The sequence below is a fragment of the Inquilinus sp. genome (genome assembly GCF_057815775.1).
Genome location: NZ_JBYRFX010000849.1, coordinates 1 through 13,548 on the forward strand (window position 1 = coordinate 1; position 13,548 = coordinate 13,548).

15 protein-coding genes are annotated in these 13,548 nt (G+C 69.6%); 3 read left to right on the forward strand and 12 right to left on the reverse strand.

Going from position 1 to position 13,548, the window contains the following annotated elements; genetic code table 11:
* Positions 1 to 21: 21 nt before the first annotated feature.
* The 7 genes from AC3XYG_RS30340 to AC3XYG_RS30370 all read right to left on the reverse strand — a co-directional run bounded on the left by AC3XYG_RS30340 (position 22) and on the right by AC3XYG_RS30370 (position 5,777).
* Positions 22 to 345, reverse strand: a complete 324-nt coding sequence (locus AC3XYG_RS30340; RefSeq protein ID WP_489143608.1) for a low molecular weight protein tyrosine phosphatase family protein — start codon at positions 343 to 345, stop codon at positions 22 to 24.
* Positions 342 to 1,001: an NUDIX domain-containing protein gene (locus AC3XYG_RS30345; protein ID WP_489143609.1), complete on the reverse strand. Its 660-nt coding sequence runs from the start codon at positions 999 to 1,001 to the stop codon at positions 342 to 344. Before AC3XYG_RS30345 ends, AC3XYG_RS30340 begins: the two co-directional genes overlap by 4 nt.
* Positions 988 to 1,689 carry a Crp/Fnr family transcriptional regulator gene (locus AC3XYG_RS30350; protein ID WP_489143610.1) on the reverse strand — a complete coding sequence of 234 codons (702 nt, stop codon included), beginning with the start codon at positions 1,687 to 1,689 and terminating at the stop codon, positions 988 to 990. Before AC3XYG_RS30350 ends, AC3XYG_RS30345 begins: the two co-directional genes overlap by 14 nt.
* A 64-nt stretch (positions 1,690 to 1,753) precedes the next feature.
* Complete coding sequence (locus AC3XYG_RS30355; RefSeq protein ID WP_489143611.1) at positions 1,754 to 2,899, reverse strand: acyltransferase family protein; 1,146 nt, start codon at positions 2,897 to 2,899, stop codon at positions 1,754 to 1,756.
* Positions 2,900 to 2,988: 89 nt separating this feature from the next.
* Entirely contained in the window at positions 2,989 to 3,489 is a 501-nt protein-coding gene (locus tag AC3XYG_RS30360) for an isoprenylcysteine carboxyl methyltransferase family protein (protein WP_489143612.1), read from the reverse strand.
* Positions 3,486 to 4,499 carry a type III polyketide synthase gene (locus AC3XYG_RS30365; RefSeq protein WP_489143613.1) on the reverse strand — a complete coding sequence of 338 codons (1,014 nt, stop codon included), beginning with the start codon at positions 4,497 to 4,499 and terminating at the stop codon, positions 3,486 to 3,488. Before AC3XYG_RS30365 ends, AC3XYG_RS30360 begins: the two co-directional genes overlap by 4 nt.
* Positions 4,500 to 4,619: 120 nt before the next feature.
* Entirely contained in the window at positions 4,620 to 5,777 is a 1,158-nt protein-coding gene (locus AC3XYG_RS30370) for an MFS transporter (protein WP_489143614.1), read from the reverse strand.
* An 83-nt stretch (positions 5,778 to 5,860) separates the two neighbouring features.
* Here AC3XYG_RS30370 and AC3XYG_RS30375 point away from each other — a divergent pair, with 83 nt between their 5' ends.
* Positions 5,861 to 6,352, forward strand: a complete 492-nt coding sequence (locus AC3XYG_RS30375; protein WP_489143615.1) for an Lrp/AsnC family transcriptional regulator — start codon at positions 5,861 to 5,863, stop codon at positions 6,350 to 6,352.
* Positions 6,353 to 6,432: 80 nt separating this feature from the next.
* Complete coding sequence (locus AC3XYG_RS30380; RefSeq protein ID WP_489143616.1) at positions 6,433 to 6,825, forward strand: tautomerase family protein; 393 nt, start codon at positions 6,433 to 6,435, stop codon at positions 6,823 to 6,825.
* A gap of 245 nt (positions 6,826 to 7,070) precedes the next feature.
* On the opposite strand, the gene AC3XYG_RS30385 is transcribed toward AC3XYG_RS30380, so the two are convergent.
* From AC3XYG_RS30385 to AC3XYG_RS30405, 5 genes are read right to left on the reverse strand one after another with little or no spacing between them, the layout of a single operon-like run.
* Entirely contained in the window at positions 7,071 to 8,336 is a 1,266-nt protein-coding gene (locus AC3XYG_RS30385) for an ABC transporter substrate-binding protein (protein ID WP_489143617.1), read from the reverse strand.
* Between the two features lie 32 nt (positions 8,337 to 8,368).
* A complete protein-coding gene (locus tag AC3XYG_RS30390; protein ID WP_489143618.1) occupies positions 8,369 to 9,205 on the reverse strand; it encodes a carbohydrate ABC transporter permease in 837 nt (278 codons plus the stop codon).
* Entirely contained in the window at positions 9,202 to 10,128 is a 927-nt protein-coding gene (locus tag AC3XYG_RS30395) for a carbohydrate ABC transporter permease (protein WP_489143619.1), read from the reverse strand. The genes AC3XYG_RS30390 and AC3XYG_RS30395 overlap by 4 nt, the downstream gene beginning before the upstream one ends.
* A complete protein-coding gene (locus tag AC3XYG_RS30400; protein ID WP_489143620.1) occupies positions 10,121 to 11,275 on the reverse strand; it encodes an ABC transporter ATP-binding protein in 1,155 nt (384 codons plus the stop codon). Before AC3XYG_RS30400 ends, AC3XYG_RS30395 begins: the two co-directional genes overlap by 8 nt.
* The gene (locus AC3XYG_RS30405) at positions 11,272 to 12,129 is read right to left on the reverse strand and encodes a metallophosphoesterase family protein (RefSeq protein WP_489143621.1); all 858 of its coding nucleotides are present in this window, start codon (positions 12,127 to 12,129) and stop codon (positions 11,272 to 11,274) included. Before AC3XYG_RS30405 ends, AC3XYG_RS30400 begins: the two co-directional genes overlap by 4 nt.
* 323 nt (positions 12,130 to 12,452) lie before the next feature.
* Here AC3XYG_RS30405 and AC3XYG_RS30410 point away from each other — a divergent pair.
* Positions 12,453 to 13,548 (forward strand): FUSC family membrane protein (locus AC3XYG_RS30410; protein ID WP_489143622.1); only part of this gene is annotated, 1,096 nt, incomplete at its 3' end.

A 13,548-nucleotide genomic window follows, 5' to 3' on the forward strand; every position in this document is an offset into this window, starting at 1 on the left:
GCCGGGCGTGGTGAGGCTGGGCTAACCCAGCAGCGGCGTGACCTTGGCCTGCAGCAGGCGCACCAGTTCGGGGTCCATCGCCTCGAACCGGTCGGGGATGTCGAGGCAGATCACGCGGGCATGCTTCAGCGAGCCGCGGAAGCGGCTGGCGAGCTTGGCTCGCTGCGATTTCTCCATGACGAAGATCAGATCCGCCCATTCGACCAGCTCGGAGGAGAGCGGCTCCTCGGCGTCGGGGTTCAGCCCGGCCGAGGCGGTCTCGACCCCGGGATGGTCGGCGAAGATCGCTTCCGCGGTTGGGCTGCGCTGGAGATTGCGGCCGCAGACGAACAGGACGCGCTTCAACGGGCGGTCACATCCGTCCGGTGCAGGATCTCGGCCAGGCCGGGCGGCAGGGTGCCGGTCAACAGCATCACCTGCAGCCGCAGCAGCGCGCCGACGGTCAGGGAATCGGTGATGCGGCCGTCGCCGACCATGGCGAAGGCCTCGGCCAGGGACACGCTGCGCAGGGCCAGATCCTCGGTCTCCTCCGGCGCCGCCTCACCCTGGGTCAGGCCATAGGCGACGAACAGATGGGCGATCTCGGTCGAGACGCTGTTCGACAGATGCATGGTCAGCAGCGGATGCCAGTGCGCCGCCTCCAGCCCGGTCTCTTCGCGCAGCTCGCGCTCGGCCGACAGCATCGGCGACACCTGCGGGTCGCCGCCGCCCTCCGGGATCTCCCAGCTGTACAGCCCCGGCGCATAGCGATACTGCCCGACCAGGGTGACGTGGCCGCGGTCGTCGATCGGCACGACACCGACCGCCAGGTTCTTGTAGGTGACCACGCCATAGATTCCCGGCGTGCCGGCCGGGGTCAGCACGTCGTGCTCGTCGACCTTGATCCAGGGATTCTCGTAGACCGGCTTGACCTTCAGCGTGGTCCAGGGGTTCAGGCCCTCAACGCCGGCCACCCCGTCACCACTCGCCCCATCACCACTCGCCCCATCACCACTCGCCACGAACATCCTCCACCAGGCGCTCCAGGCGCTCCAGGTTGGCGATGTGCAGGTGATCGACCGCGCGGACCACGAGATGGGCGCGGGCGAGGTCGCTCAGCACCCGCGCCACGGTCTCGCGCGTGGTGCTGACGCGGCTGGCGATGTCTGAATGCACCGGGATCGGCCGGATCACCGCGGTGCCGTCCGGCTGCGCGCCGTGAAGGGCCAGGCGCAGGATCTCGGCGTGCACCCGGTTGTTGGCGCCCAGCGTGCTCAGCTCCATGATCCGCTCATTGGCACGGCGCAGCACGCCGACCAGATGAATCATGGTGGCCAGCGCCAGGGCCGGGTGCTCGGTCACTGCGGCGCGGAAGGCGGCGGTCGGCAGCACGGCGACGGTCGCGTCGGTCAGGGCCATGACATTGGCGGAACGCGGCGCCCGGTCCAGCCCGGACAGCTCACCGAACATCGAGCCGGTTTCCAGATCGTCGAAGGTGATTTCCCGGCCCGACGCGGAATAGATCACCACCCGCACCCGACCCTCGACCAGGAAATAGACATGGTCCGGGTCGTCGTTGCGGTCGATGATCTGCTCCTCCGCCTGGAAGCGCTGCCAGCGGCATTGCTTCAGGATCTCGGCGCGGACCGAAGGGGCGGCGACCGCCAGCAAGGCGATGCCGTCGAGGGAGCGGGTGTCGTTGGCGGGCACGGCACGTCTCGTCTTTTTGAGGCCTGCCAGGATAGGGCCCGCGGGGGTTTGCCGCCAGAGCCATCTATCCCGGGCCGCCGAGAGCCGGGCGCAACGGGCGCAGCGGAGCCAAACGGCGCAGCCGGCGTTGGGCCGGGCGCTCGATCCAGCGGTGCAGCAGGGCCGCGATCGCCAGCAGCACCACGATCAGCAGCCCGATCACGGCCAGCGACTGCAGCGGCGTGAAGCCGGCCTGCTGCAGGCTGTGCCCGGTGACGGCCTGCCAGCCCAGGAACACCCATTCCATCAGCAGTGCCTGGGCGAGGTAGAGGGCGTAGGACATCTCGCCGAGCGCCAGCAGCGGTCGCCAGGCCAGGATCCGGCTGACCCGGCCCTGGTTGTCGGCAAGCGACAGGATCAGCAGGCCGAACAGCGGCACCACCAGCACGCCGCGCAGGTTGAAATGCAGGGCGGCGGCGATCGCCGCCATGGTCCCCGCCGCCACGACGTCGCTGCGGATCCAGTTGGGAAGGCCGCGCTGCCAGCCGCGATACAGCACCATGCCGCCGATCAGGCCCAGCAGGCAGCGCGGCACGCCCCAATCATAGGTCAGATCGAGATCGCGGCTGTCGCTGGACAGCAAAGCGAGGCTGAGCACGGTGACGACATAGAGCATGGCCAGCGCGGTAGGGCGCAGCCGCGCCACCAGCGGCACCAGCAGCGGAAAGGCCAGGCAGGCGATCCATTCGGCGCTGATCGACCAGGACGGGCCGTTCCAGGTCAGCGTGCCGTAGATGCCGCCGGCCTGCAGCAGCAGCAGGCTGGCCGGCAGCGTCGCCAGGGTGTGGGTGCCGCCGAAGGCCGCGGCCGGGTCAACCGCGAAGCGCGCAATCTCCAGCAGCACGAAGCCGCTGAGGACAACGAAGTGAAGCGGATACAGCCGGGCGAACCGGGCCCACAGGAAGGCGCCGGTCGAGGCCGCGTCCGGCCGGTCGGCCAGGGCCCGGCCATGGACATGCATCAGGATGAAGCCGCTGAGGGCGAAGAACAGGTCGACGAAGACGTAGCTCTTGCCGACGAAGAAGGTCGCGTCGGTCACATGCAGGTTCGGGAAGGCACCGCCGGTGTAGTGGAACAGCATCACGCACAGGGCGGCGACGCCGCGCAACGCGGTCAGGCTGGGGAAATAGCGGGGCGGCTGAGGGCCGGCCCGTCCGGTCGCGGCGGCCATGGCATCCGATCGGCTGTTGCCTGACGCAAACCGGAGCCGGGGCCGGCCGGTTCCCTTCGTGGGCTGCGGCCACCCGTCTCAGCCAACCCTCAACTGCGTTCGGCCAGCGCTTCCTGCTCGACGCCGATGCGGTGGTACAGCAGCGCCGCATTGGCGACGGAGAACACGATGGCGATGCCCCAGGCGCCGAAGGCCAGGGGCAGCACCGCGATCTCGGCCGTGACGATCAGATAGTTGGGATGGCGCACCCAGCGGAACGGTCCGCGGCGGACCAGGGGCGCGCCGGGCAGGCTGAGGATCCGCGTGGTCCAGTACGGCCCCAGCGTCGCCACCACCCAGACCCGCCCGATCTGCAGCAGCACGAACAGCCCCAGCAATGGCCAGGACGGCACGCGGTCGCCCGGCACCAGCAGGAAGATCGCCAGCAGCCAGCCGCCATGCAGCAGGATGAACAGCGGATAGTGCCGGGCGCCGCTTTCGACGGCACCGCGGGCGCGCAGGCGGGATTCGTTGCGGCGGGCATAGACCAGCTCAGCCAGACGCTGCACCGCCACCAGCAGTGCCACGATCTGCGCCCAACCCAGGATCATCCGCAGTCCAGCAAAGCGAAGCCGGCGCAGAAGCCGGGGCCCATGGCGCTCAGCATCCAGCGCCCCGCCATCTGCCGGCGCTTTTCCGCCAGCACGAACAGCACCGTCACCGCCGACATGTTGCCGTAGCGGCGCAGCACCGAACGCTCCGGCGCCATGTCCGCGTCGGTCAGCTCGAAGGCGTCGCGCAGGGCTTCGACCACCTTGGTGCCGCCGGGATGGAAGACGAAGCCGTCGATGTCGCCGACGGTCAGGCCGTTGCGGCCGAGAAACGCCTCCGCCGCCGGCCGCAGATCGTTGCGGATCAGGGTCGGAATGTCGCGCGAGAAGATCACGCCGAGGCCGTCGGTCTCGACCGACCAGCCCATGACGTCGAGCGTGCCGGGCCAGCGATGCTCGCCGGTCGCGCCCAGGGCCGGCACGCCGTCATCCGGCCGGATCAGCACGGCGGCGGCGCCGTCGCCGAACAGCGCGGTGGCGACGACGTTGCTCTTGGTCAGGTCGCCGCGGCGGAAGGTCGGGCCGCACAGCTCCACCACCAGCAGCAGCACGGTTCCGTTCAGGGCCCGCGACATCGTCGCGGCCCGGGCCAGGCCCAGCACGCCGCCGGCGCAGCCCAGGCCGAAGACCGGCAGCCGCACCGTGTCCGGCCGGAACGGCATGCGTTCCATCAGCCGGGCGTCCAGGCTGGGCGTGGCGATGCCGGTCGAACAGATGGTGACGATGGCGTCGACCTGGCTGGCGTCGATGCCGGCTTCGTCCAGGCATCGCTGCGCCGCCGTCTCCAGCAGGTCCAGCGCCGCGTCCAGGAACACGGTGCTGCGATCATGCCAGTCGTGATTTTCGAAGTACCAATCCAGCGGAACGGCGGATCGGCGTGTCTCGATGCCCGCGGCTTCGTAGATCGTCGCCATGCGCTCGAACAGCGCGGGGCGTGCTGAAAAGACCCGGCGGGCACCTTCACGCGCCTCCGCCTGGGTGATGACGTAATCGGGGACGGCGGTCGCCAACCCCGCAAGCCTGGGCATCCTGGTCCTATCTGCGGGATCCGGTGCCCGCTCAGTCAGATCCCGGAGTATGGGTATCCCGGCACTGTTCGGAAAGGGCGGGCTTCCGGTTTCCCGGGGGTGTCAGGACGCCGCAGGGCCCGTGACCCGGCGGGATCGCAGCACCGTGCCGGCGATCAGGGCCGCCGCGAGGCAGGCGGCCGCCGCGCCGAGCGCCAGGGGCGGGAAGCCCGCACCGGCATAGCCGATCCCGGCCAGGCCAGTGCCGACCAGGACGCCGAGATAGGTGACGGCGCTGTTCAGGCCCAGCACGGCGCCCCGTGCCTCCGGCTTTGCCCGCGACAGCAGCAGCACCAGGATGTTCAGGCCGAAATGGTTGGTGAAGCCCCACAGCCCGGTCAGCACCGCGATGGCGGCGAAGCTATGCGCGGCCGGCACCATCAGGGCGTAGATCGCCGCCGCGACCGTGAAGATCACCGGAAAGATCCGCCGCGGGCCCAGCCGGTCGATCAGCCCGTCGCCCAGGCTGGCGGCGCCAAAGCCCAGCCCGTAGGTCAGCACGATCAGCCCGGCCCGGCCGGCGGACAGGCCGAGCGTGGCGCGGACATGGTCGCCGATGAAGGCATAGACGCCGTAGAATGCCGCCATGTAGGCCAGGCAGATCAGCAAGAGAGCCGGCACGCCGGGATAGGCGAGGGGGGCGACCAGCGCCGCCGGTCCGGGTCGCGGCGCCTGTTGTTGGGCGTCCTGCGCCGGCAGGCGGGCGATGCCGGGCAGGGCCAGCGCGGCGAGGCCGGCCAGCAGCACGAACACCGCGCGCCAGCCCAGGCTTTCGGCGATCACGGCGGCGACCGGCACGCCTGCCACCATCGAGATCGACCAGCCGGTCAGCACCCGGCCGAGCACGCGCGAGGACTGCCCGGCCGGGGCGATGCTGGTGGCCAAGGTGTAGATCGACGGCAGGATGACGCCAGCGCCGAACCCGGCCAGCGCCTGGGCTGCGGTCAGCATCGCCCAATGCATCGCCATGGCCGACAGCAGCATCGCCACCACCAGCCCGGCCATGCCGGCGCCCAGTGCCCGGCGCGGGCCGATGCGGTCGATCTGCGGTGCCAGCAGGAAGGCCGACAGCGCCGTCGCCCCGCCATAGGCGGCGATGGCGCGTGACACCGCGACCGGCGTCGTCGCCATCGCCTGGGCGACATCGCCCAGGATCGGGCTCAGCACCAGCGAGTTCGAACCGACCACGGCAATGCCGGCGGTCAGGATCGCGGTCTGCACGGCAATACTGGTTTTGTATTGATGACATTCGGACATGGGGCGATATTCGCCGAATCAGGTTCGGTCAGAAAGAGGCGTTTGCCATGGTGGGCGAAAATACGAAACCGGTTCGGCGCCGGCTGGCCGACGCACCCGCACTCGATGCCGTCGACCGAAAATTGTTAGGGCTGCTGGCCGAGGATGCGTCGCTCAGCTACGCCGAACTCGGCCGGTCCCTGAACCTGTCGCCGCCCGCGGTGCACGAGCGGGTGAAGCGGCTGAAGCGCGACGGTGTGATCAAGGCGACGGTGGCGGCGCTGGACGGGCCGGGGCTGGGCAAGCCGCTGCTGGCCTTCATCCATGTCGACACCACCGGCTGGGGCAAGAGCCAGGAGATGCTGGACCTCGCCGCCCGGCCGGAGCTGGAGGAGATCCATTCGGTGGCCGGCGACACCTGCATGCTGCTGAAGGTTCGGATGCGCGACACCCAGGCGCTCGAGGATCTGCTGCGGGTGATCTACGACATTCCCGGCGTCAAGAGCACCCGCAGCTATATCGCACTGAGCTCCTACCTCGAACGCGGGCCGCGGCCCTGAGGGGAGGGCAAGCCGCTCTTCAGGTCTCCATGCCCAGGCTGGAGCGGCCCTATCGCTGAACCAACCTTGGAGAGAACGCTATGCCACTGTTCACCATCACTATGAGGTCGGGGCGACGCGGTTCCGACAAGGCCGCTATCTCGACAGCGATCCATGCCGCAAGCGTCTCCGCCGGCTATCCGCAGAACGACATGTTTCAGCGATTTTTCAGCCTGGAGGCAGACGATCTGCTGATCGATCCGACTTATCCCGGATTGGCGAAGCCCCGGACCGAGGAACTGCTGATGATTGAGGTCCTGGTGTCATCAGGAACGGAGGCAAAGCAGAAGCACGCGCTGCTCGCCGCATTGATCGGCCGTCTCGATGCGGTCGGTGTAGACCGAAATGACGTCATGGTGTTTTTCGGCGAGATCGACCGGGCGAGCAGCTCGTTTGCCAACGGTCAGCTGGCACCGCCCGTCGTCCTTGGCTAGCGAGGGCTTTAAGGCGTCCACACGCCGGCCTGGGCCAGGGCCGAGACGACGCTGACCAGCGTGGTCACGGCGAAGCCGAGGGCGGCGCTGGCGGCCAGGAACGACAAGGGGCGCATGAGACGGGATCCGTCTTCCAAAAACAGCAGAATCCCTCTTTTGGTCCGACATAATGTCGCCGCCGAGTCCGGATTTGGGCAGAAACAAGGCGGCCCGCCCCATGGCAGGGAGGGGCGGGCCGTCCGGTGTCAGTGGCGCGGCAGCAGCTTCTGCACCTCGTCCGACGCGTCGGCCAGGGCCTCCTGCGGCGTCGCGCTCTGCTCCACCACCCGCGACAGGTTGTCGACGATGGTCTGGGTCACCTTCACGCCGTTGCTGCCGGGGAAGGCGTACCAGGGCCGCATTTCCGTCATCTGCTCCAGCCCGGCCTTGAACAGCGGGTTCTTGGCGTAGAAGTCGCCGAGATACTCCGGCGACTTGGCCGCCAGTTCGTTGTTCGGGACATAGCCGGTGCCCGGCACCACCACCGAGGCGCCATAGGGCCCGGCGGCGAATTTGATGAAGTCCCAGGCCACCTGCTGCTTGGCCGGGTCGCGGGTCAGCATGACGGCGGCGTTGCCACCGGTCGGCAGCTGGCCCTTGGCCGGGTCCAGCATCGGGATCGCAGCGGTGCGCATCTCGAACTTGTCGCCGACATTCTTGATGGTGTTGCGCAGGGCGCCGGTGGTCTGGAACTCGATGCCGACCTTGCCGGCGACGAAGGCCTGCTCACCGGCCGATTTGGTGAAGACCGGCATGCCGCCTTCGGTCACCATGCGCTGAACCAGGGTGAAGGCGGCCAGGCCTTCCGGCCCGTCGAAGGCAACCTTCTTCTCATCGGCCGACAGCATGTCGCCGCCGGCGCCGAACAGCAGGGCGCTGAACATCCAGTCGTCGCCCTGCCAGCGGAAGTCGATGCCGTCGACGCCATTGCCCAGCGCCTTGATCTTGGCGCCCAGCGCCAGCACCTCATCCCAGGTCTTGGGCGGGACGTCCGGGTTGCCGCCGGCCTGCCGCACCAAGTCGGCGTTGAGATACATGATCGGGTTCGAGGTGGCGAAGGCCAGCCCGGCCTGCTGGCCGCCGAATTGGGCCAGGCCCAGGATGTGGTTGCTGAACCCCTGGTCGGCCATGTGCCCGTCCTTGTCGACGAAGGGCTTGAGGTCGACCGAGATGCCGCGCTCCGCCACCACCCGCAGCCGGTTCAGGCCGATGAAGGTGATGTCGGGCATCTCGTCGGTGCCGGCCTGGCGCAGGATCTGCTGCAGCCCGTCCTCATAGGTCGGCGACGGGCTGGCGAACACGATCTTCACGTCCGGATGATCGGCCATGTATTTCTGCGAGATCGAGTCCATCACGTCCTTGAAGAAGCCCGGCATCGGGTAGTGGACGATCAGGGTGGTGTCAGCCTGGGCGGTGCCCATCAGGGCGCCCGCCAGCGCCACGCCCGCCAGCATGGTTCGGAACAGTTTCACGATATCCCCTCTCCTGGATTGTCGACCGGCGCTCAGCCCTTCAGGCCGGTCAAGGTGATGCCTTCGATGAAGCGGCGCTGGGCGGCCAGGAAGGCCACCACCAGCGGCAGGGTGACGATCACCGTCGCGGCCATCAGCGCGCCGTAGTCGTCCCCGGCCTCGGCCGCGCGGAAGAACAAAAGGCCCAGCGGCGGCGTCGCCATCTTCGTGTCGCTGACCACGATCAGCGGCCAGAACAGGTCGTTCCAATGCGCGACGACCGAGAAGATCGCGAAGGCGGTGATGGCCGGCCAGGCGTTCGGCACGATGACGCGGCGGACGATCCCCAACTCGGTCATCCCGTCCAGCCGCGCCGCCGCGATCAAATCGTCCGGCATGGCGCGGAAGAACTGCAGGAACAGGAAGATGCCGAACACCGAGATGGCGAAGGGCGACACCAGCGCGACATAGGAATTCAGCGTGCCGCTGGCTGACAGCGCGACATAGACCGGCAGGGCGATGGCATGGATCGGCACCAGCAGGCCCAGCATGATCATGGTCACCATCGCCTGGGCGCCGCGGAAGCGCAGCTTGGCCATGGCATAGGCGCAGGGGATCGCGGTCACCAACTGCAGCACCAGGATCACGCTGCAGACGATCACGCCGTTCAGCAGGATCCGGCCCATCGGCACCCGGGTCAGCGCCTTGGTGAAATTCTCGACCAGGGCCCAGCGGTGCGGCAGCAGCGACAGGGAGGCGGAGAAGATCTCATCCTGCGGCTTCAGCGCGACCGACAGCATCCACAGATAAGTCGCGATGAAGATGAAGGCGCCGAGCGACAGCAGGGCAAAGCGCGCGACCCGTCCGGCCGTCCAGGATGTCGCGTTCATGTGTAGTGGACCCGGCGGTCGAGCACCCGGTACTGCACCAGCATCAGCACCACCAGCACGGCCAGGAACACCACCGTCATCGCCGAGGCATAGCCGACGCGGAGATAGACGAAGCCTTCCTGGTAGATGGTCCACAGCAGGACCTCGGACGCCTTGTTCGGGCCGCCCTGGGTCAGGGTACCGACGGTCTCGAACACCTTCACCGCGTTGACCACGCTGATGGTGATGACGAACAGCGTCGTCGGCCCCAGCATCGGCCAGGTCACCAGCCGGAACCGCTCCCAGGCGCTGGCCGCGCCATCGATCTCCGCGGCGGCGTACAGTTCGCGCGGGATCGCGGTCAGCCCGGCCAGGAACAGCACCATGTTGAAGCCGACCGACTGCCACACCCCGATCAGGGCGAGGCTGAGCAGCACCGTGCTGCTGCTGCCCAGCCAGTTCGGCCCGGGCAGGCCGACCAGCCGCAGCATCTCGTTCACCGGCCCGATGCTGGGGTGCAGCAGGTACTGCCAGACCGTGGCCATGGCGACCAGCAGCGACGCGACGGGCAGGAAGTAGACGGTGCGGAAGAAGGCGCGGCCGCGCGTCTCGGCCTGGATCAGCAGCGCCACGCCCAGGCCCAGCAGCACCGAGGCCGGGGTAACGATGGCGGTGTAGATCGCGGTGTTCTTCAGCGAGATCAGGAAGGTGCGGTCGCCCAGCAACTCGGCATAGTTGTCGAAGCCGACGAATTTGATGCCGTCATAGCCCAGCTCGTAATCGGTCAGGCTGAAGCCGACCACGGCCAGGGTCGGCGCCAGGATCAGCACGGCCAACAGCAGCACCGCCGGGGCGGACAGGCGCCAGGCGGCCCAGGTCTCCGCCCGCGCTGCGGACCGGGCGGCCTGCGCAGCGACGCCGGTATCGACGGCGATGCTAGCCATGGGCGGCGATCCGCAGCGGCGTGGCCGAGACCGGCAGGCGCCCGCCCTCCGGCCCGAAGACCAGGAGGTCGGCGGCGTCGACCGCCAGGGTCACCGGCGCGCCAGGGGCCAGATCGGCCGCCAGTGCCGGCACCGTCTTGGCGACCAGGGCGGTGCCGTCGGCCAGGGCCAGGAAGGCCAGCAGCTCGGAGCCCAGGAATTCCAGCCGCCGCACGGTCGCAGCCAGGCCGGGCTGGCCCGGCATCAGGAAGCGCAGCGCCTCGGGCCGCACGCCCAGCGTCACTGCGGTGCCCGGCGCGGCCGCGATGCCGTCGACCAGCACCCGGCCGCCGATGCGGGCGGCACGCGCATCGTCCAGCACCGCTTGCAGCAGGTTGATGCGCGGGCTGCCGATGAACTGGGCGACCTCGACATGGGCCGGGTCGGTGTAGACCCGCGCCGGGCTGTCCAGCTGCAGCAGGCGGCCGCCCATCATCACCGCCACCCGGTCGGCCATGCTCAGCGCCTCTGACTGGTCATGGGTGACGTAGAGCGTGGTGACGCCGGCGCGGCGGTGCAGCTCGACGATCTCGCCGCGGGTGTGGACCCGCAGATTGGCGTCGAGGTTGGACAGCGGCTCATCCATCAGGAAGGCGGCGGGCTGGCGCACCAGGGCGCGGGCCAGGGCGACGCGCTGGCGCTGCCCGCCCGACATCTGGCCGGGCTTGCGGTCCAGCAGGTGGTCGATCTTCAGGCTGGCCGCCGTCTCCCGCGCCCGGGCCTGGATCTCGGCCCGCAGCGCCCGCTGGCCCGGCATCAGGCCGCCGATCCAGGGCAGCCGCTGGGCCGTCGACAGGCGCCGCATCGCCAGCGGCACGGCGATGTTCTGCCCGGCGGTCAGGTGCGGATACAGGGCGTAGGACTGGAACACCATGGCGATGTCGCGCGCTGCCGGCGGCAGCCCGGTGATGTCGCGGTCGCCCAGCTGCACCGAGCCTTCATCGGCATGCTCCAGCCCCGCCGCGATGCGCAGCAGGGTGGTCTTGCCGCAGCCCGACGGGCCGACCAGGGCGATGAACTCGCCGGGCGCCGCTTCGACCGTCACGTCCTGCAGGATGCGGTTGCTGCCAAAGGCCTTGCTGATGCGTCGCAGCGCCAAGCCGGTCATGAGGCGGCCTCGACAGGGACATCACGGGCCGGGACATCGCGAGGGGGAACATGGCGCGGATAGACCTCATGGATGACGTCGTCGATCACGTAGGGATGCAGCGCCGGCAGGGCGACGATCTCGCTCTCCACCGTCTCGTCCAGGGTGTGGATCACGGCGCCCAGGATCCGGTCGCCCGGCATGTCGCGCTCCATCGGCCCGACGGTGAAGCCGGAGGAGGGACCCCAGACATAGCGCGTGCCGGCGTGGCGGCCGGTCCAGGCGCGGTGCAGGTGGCCGCTGGCGACCAGCGCCACGCCATGCCGTTCGAACAGATCCAGCAGCCGGCGGCGCGGCGCCGGGCGGATGCTCCAATAGCCGGTGTCGCCTTCATCCGGCCGGTCGACGAAGACCGGCTTGTGCAGGAAGACCACGACGCCGCGCCCCTCAGCCCCGACCAGCGCGTCCTCGAACCAGGCGAACTGGGCCAGCTCGTCCTCCGATCCCACGCCGATGATTTGGCTGTTCAGGCCGATCAGGCGCCAGCCCGGCTGGTCGTGGACCCAGCGGTCGGGGCCGACGATGCGGCGCCAGCGGTCCAGCCGCTCGGCATCGACCGGCTGTCGGGTGCCGGGCAGGTCGCCGACATCGTGGTTGCCGGGAACGGACAGCACCGGGCAGGGCAGGGTGCGCAGCAGCCCGGCGCACTGCTCCAGATCGGCCTCGATATCCGCGCCATCGACGCTGAGATCGCCGGTGTGGACCACCAGATCCGCCCGGACGCTGTGCAGCCAATCCGCCAGCGGCGCCCAGTTCGGCAGGAAGTGCTGCTTGCCGGGGCTGAGATGGGTATCGGTGATCTGGACGATCCGCACGCTTCCGCTCCTTGCGCTGTCGATCGCCCCGGCGCCATGGCGGTTCCCCCGCGCGTCGGGCGGCCCGGCGAGCGGCGGCAATCGGAGGTCTCGAAAAAAATGACGAAGGGCTGCGCTGCGGCCGGTGTCCGGTTCCGCCGTCCCCTCACGGCGCGCGGATGATAGGATTCGGGAATGACGGAACTGCTGAGTTTTTGTGAAGAATCGATGTCGCCGGAACGGGTCGCATCCGGCGCCCGCGGCGGGCATCATGCAGCCGGACGACTCGCTGAAGGCAGACGGATGATCGGTCGGGCAAGCGTTGACGCTGGACGGGTAACGGCATGGCGGTGACGCCGGCGGCACCCCGCCGTTCGGCGCTGCTGTCGGCCCTGCTGCAGTGGAACCGGGCCACCATCCCGTGGCCGGTGGCGCTGCGCAATGCGCTGGCCGTGGCCCTGCCGGTGATCCTCGGCGTGGCCTTCGGCCATACCGATGTCGGCCTCGCCGTCGCCGGCGGTGCGCTCAACGTCGTCAGCTCGGACGCGCCGGGGCCGCACGCGCTGCGGCTGCGGCGGATGCTGCTGATCTCCTGCGGCGCCAGCCTGGCGGCACTGGCCGGCTTCTCGCTCGGTACCTATTGGCTGCCCTTCCTGCCGGTGCTCGCGGTTTGGGCCTTCGCCCTGGCGTTGTTTGTGGCCCTGGGACCGGTGGCGACTCAGGGCGGCACGGCGATCCTGATCGTGCTGGTGGTGACCGGCGGCACCGCGGGCCATGGCTTCGACCCCTGGGCAGCGTCCGGCCTGTTCCTGGCGGGCGGCCTGCTGGCGACGCTGTTCTCGGTCGCCGCCTGGCCGCTGCGGATCTACCAGCCGGAGCGGGATGCCCTGTCCTCCGTCTATCGCATGCTGTCGGAGATCGCGCGGGCGATGCCGGAGGATACGGTGGTGATGCCGCTGGCGGATTCGCTGGCCGATGCGCAGCAATTGCTGGCGCGCAGCGGCGCCGCCCGCATCCGCGGGGTGGAAGCGTTCCGCATCCTGCTCGGCCAGGCCGAGCGCATCCGGCTCGAGCTGCTGGCCCTGTCCGATTTGCGCGGGCAGCTCGACACGCCGGCGCTGCCGGGGGTGATGCGCCAGGCGGCGGTGGTGCTGCGCGGCCTCAGCATGGCGCTGCGCCAGGGCCGGCCGATGACGGGCGGCGAGGCGGTGCTGAAGGGGTTCGAGACGGCCCTGGCCGGGCTGCGCACGGCGCGGCAGACAACGGAGGATCCGCTGCTGCGCCGCCGCCTGCACCTGGCCGAGGCACGGGCGATCGGCCTGGCCGGCACGCTGCGCGCCGCCATCCGCAACGCGGCGGAGGCGGGCAGCCGCGGCGACCGGCGGGCGGCGGAAAAGGATGCGCGTCAACCCGCGGCGCTGCGGCCGGGCGCGCCGCGGG

Coding starts and splice junctions, on each gene's coding strand:
- AC3XYG_RS30395 (WP_489143619.1), bottom strand. CDS start 10,128: ATGGCTAGCATCGCCGTCGATACCGGCGTCGCTGCGCAGGCCGCCCGG.
- AC3XYG_RS30355 (WP_489143611.1), bottom strand. CDS start 2,899: ATGGCCGCCGCGACCGGACGGGCCGGCCCTCAGCCGCCCCGCTATTTC.
- AC3XYG_RS30400 (WP_489143620.1), bottom strand. CDS start 11,275: ATGACCGGCTTGGCGCTGCGACGCATCAGCAAGGCCTTTGGCAGCAAC.
- AC3XYG_RS30360 (WP_489143612.1), bottom strand. CDS start 3,489: ATGATCCTGGGTTGGGCGCAGATCGTGGCACTGCTGGTGGCGGTGCAG.
- AC3XYG_RS30390 (WP_489143618.1), bottom strand. CDS start 9,205: ATGAACGCGACATCCTGGACGGCCGGACGGGTCGCGCGCTTTGCCCTG.
- AC3XYG_RS30375 (WP_489143615.1), top strand. CDS start 5,861: ATGGTGGGCGAAAATACGAAACCGGTTCGGCGCCGGCTGGCCGACGCA.
- AC3XYG_RS30380 (WP_489143616.1), top strand. CDS start 6,433: ATGCCACTGTTCACCATCACTATGAGGTCGGGGCGACGCGGTTCCGAC.